Origin of the sequence: Maribrevibacterium harenarium (assembly GCF_006385675.1) — a bacterium.
Lineage (GTDB): Bacteria > Pseudomonadota > Gammaproteobacteria > Pseudomonadales > Marinomonadaceae > Marinomonas > Marinomonas harenarium.
The window spans coordinates 1-2,637 of the sequence record NZ_VFRR01000093.1; the positions used below are offsets into that span (position 1 = coordinate 1).

At 48.3% G+C, this 2,637-nt stretch carries 2 protein-coding genes; both read left to right on the forward strand.

What is annotated here, in order from left to right; genetic code table 11:
• Window positions 1-246: 246 nt before the first annotated feature.
• On the forward strand, window positions 247-1,788 hold the full coding sequence (gene istA / locus FJM67_RS17145) for an IS21 family transposase (protein ID WP_140591907.1): 1,542 nt from the start codon (window positions 247-249) through the stop codon (window positions 1,786-1,788).
• A 12-nt stretch (window positions 1,789-1,800) separates the two neighbouring features.
• Window positions 1,801-2,565: an IS21-like element helper ATPase IstB gene (gene istB / locus FJM67_RS17150; protein ID WP_140591909.1), complete on the forward strand. Its 765-nt coding sequence runs from the start codon at window positions 1,801-1,803 to the stop codon at window positions 2,563-2,565.
• Window positions 2,566-2,637: the final 72 nt, after the last annotated feature.

Genomic DNA, 2,637 nt, shown 5'->3' on the forward strand with positions numbered 1-2,637 from the left:
TGCATATTCTGCCCAAACCTGAACACCCATTCTGGATGAATGTGAACACCTCTACTGATTGAACGTGAACACCCATTCTGATTTGAATATGAACGCTTTGCCCGTCAATTGCGGAATGACCGTTCAGATTACCAGAGCTGATGTTCATATTCCCAGTACGAGTGTTCACATTCGATCAGAAATACCCCTAACGCATTGTATTTAAACAAATTGGTAAGCTGTTCTCTTTTTTCCGGGGAAACAGTGATGCCAGCAGAGAGAATTACAATGCGTAAAATTCGTGAAGTCCTTCGACTCCGGTGGCAGGCAGGATTGTCCTATCGGCAAATCCATCGAAGCACCAAAGTCAGTCTCGGTAAAATTAAGCAATTGCTTAGTCAAGCCGAGGTTCATGGCCTATCTTGGCCACTTCCTGATGAGATGAGCGAGCAGCAACTTGCCCAGCTATTCTATCCGGGATCAGACAGTCACTCGTCAACTCGCTTCCAGGTACCCGACTGGGCTGCAATGCACCAAGAATTGAAAAAGAAATTTGTGTCCAAGCAGCTACTGTGGGAGGAATATACTCAGCGTTATCCAAACCGATGCTACAGCTATTCACAATATTGTTCGCTATACATGCAGTGGTTAGGAAAGCAAAAACGCTCGATGCGCCAGCAGCATAATGCGGGTGAGAAATGCTTTGTGGATTATTGCGGCCCCACCGTGCCTATTATCAACCCAAAGACAGGAGAAGTTCATCCGGCACAGATCTTTGTTGGCGTGCTAGGGGCTTCTAATTACACTTTTGCCGAAGCAACGCGTTCGCAATCACTCCCTGACTGGTTACAGAGCCATGTACGTATGTTCGAGTACTTTGGTGGCACCCCTGATATCGTCGTTCCAGACAATCTGCGTAGCGCTGTTAACAAAGCCTGCCGATACGATCCTGAACTCAATCCCAGCTATCACCAACTTGCAGAGCATTACCAGATTGCTGTGCTGCCAGCTCGTCCCTATAAACCCAAAGATAAATCTAAGGCCGAAGTTGGAGTCCAGATTGTCGAACGCTGGATTCTAGCGCGATTACGTCACTACACGTTCTTCTCTCTAGCCGAACTGAATAGATGTATCCGAAGCCTATTGGAAGATCTCAACAAGAAGCCTTTTAGACAGTTGCCCGGCAACCGCCAGGAAGCCTTCGAACTGTTGGATAAGCCAGCACTTAAACCACTTCCAATCCATCCGTATCGTTATACCGATATCAAAACCGTCAAGGTCAACATCGACTACCATGTGGCGCATGAGAAACACCATTACTCAGTGCCGCACCAGTATGTAGGAGAAAAGCTGGAGTTACACGCCGGTGATACCCTAGTGCAGCTTTACTTCAAGCAAACTCTGATTGCCTCTCATCCACGTAAATACCACCCTGGTATGACGACCACACCAGCACATATGCCTGAGCGCCATAGCAAACAACACACTTGGACACCTGGGCGTCTGAAGCAATGGGCTCGGGACACAGGCCCTGATGTATTGCTCTGGATTACTGCTCGTTTGGAGGAAAAAGCACATCCAGAACAGGCTTACAAGGTCTCGTTGGGGCTGCTTAACTTGACGCGCCTGTATCCGGCTTCCCGCCTCAATGCCGCCTGTGCGATTGCTAATGCTGAAGGACTGAACCGACTAAAACAAATCAAAATGCTCTTGCAAACTAATCGGGATCAGTTACCGCTACAGCAGGAGATAAACATCGAGCTGCCGCAGGATCATGAAAATATTCGCGGCCCACAGAATTTTCACTAAAGGAGCATACAGATGACGATACAAACCCTTAACCGACTTCAGGAACTTCGTTTGGGAGGTATGGCAACGGCACTAGAGTTGCAGCTTCAACAGCCCGGTACATATGAAGAGCTCTCATTCCTTGAGCGCTTGAGCCTGCTACTTGAGCAGGAATACTTGCAACGAGAAAGTCGAAAGCAGTACCGCCTAGTGCGTCAGGCAGGATTTAGGCTACAAGCAACGCTACAAGAGATTGATTACCAACAACACCGCAACTTAAAGCGTGCACAGATTGCTCAGCTTGGCCAAGGTGATTGGCTGTTTAGAGGGCAAAACCTGCTGATTACTGGACCGTGTGGAACTGGCAAGACCTACTTGGCATGTGCTCTGGGTAGGCAAGCCTGCTCTCAGGGCCACAGTGTACGTTATTATCGAGTGTCACGCCTATTACTTACCCTCACTCAGGCTAAGGCTGATGGTAGCTATCAGAAACTCTTGGGGCAGTTGGCTAAAACCCGCTTACTGATCCTAGATGATTGGGGGCTTGAAGTCCTTAAGCCAGCGCAACGCAACGACCTAATGGAGATAATGGATGATCGGTCGGGGTTGATGTCCACAGCGATCATCAGTCAATTACCGACCACTCAGTGGTATGCCGCTATCGGAGATAACACCTTAGCGGACGCGATCCTAGACCGCTTAATGCATAACGCCCACCGGTTAGAATTAAAAGGAGAGTCAATGCGAAAACGAGAAGAAAATAACGTGGAACGTGAACAGTTAGGAGAGAAAGGTTAGAGTAAGCTTGCGTTAGGATTGCAGGTGTTCACGTTCAATCAGAATGACCGTTCAGCTTCACCGGAATACGCA

Coding starts and splice junctions, on each gene's coding strand:
- istA (WP_140591907.1), top strand. CDS start 247: ATGCCAGCAGAGAGAATTACAATGCGTAAAATTCGTGAAGTCCTTCGA.
- istB (WP_140591909.1), top strand. CDS start 1,801: ATGACGATACAAACCCTTAACCGACTTCAGGAACTTCGTTTGGGAGGT.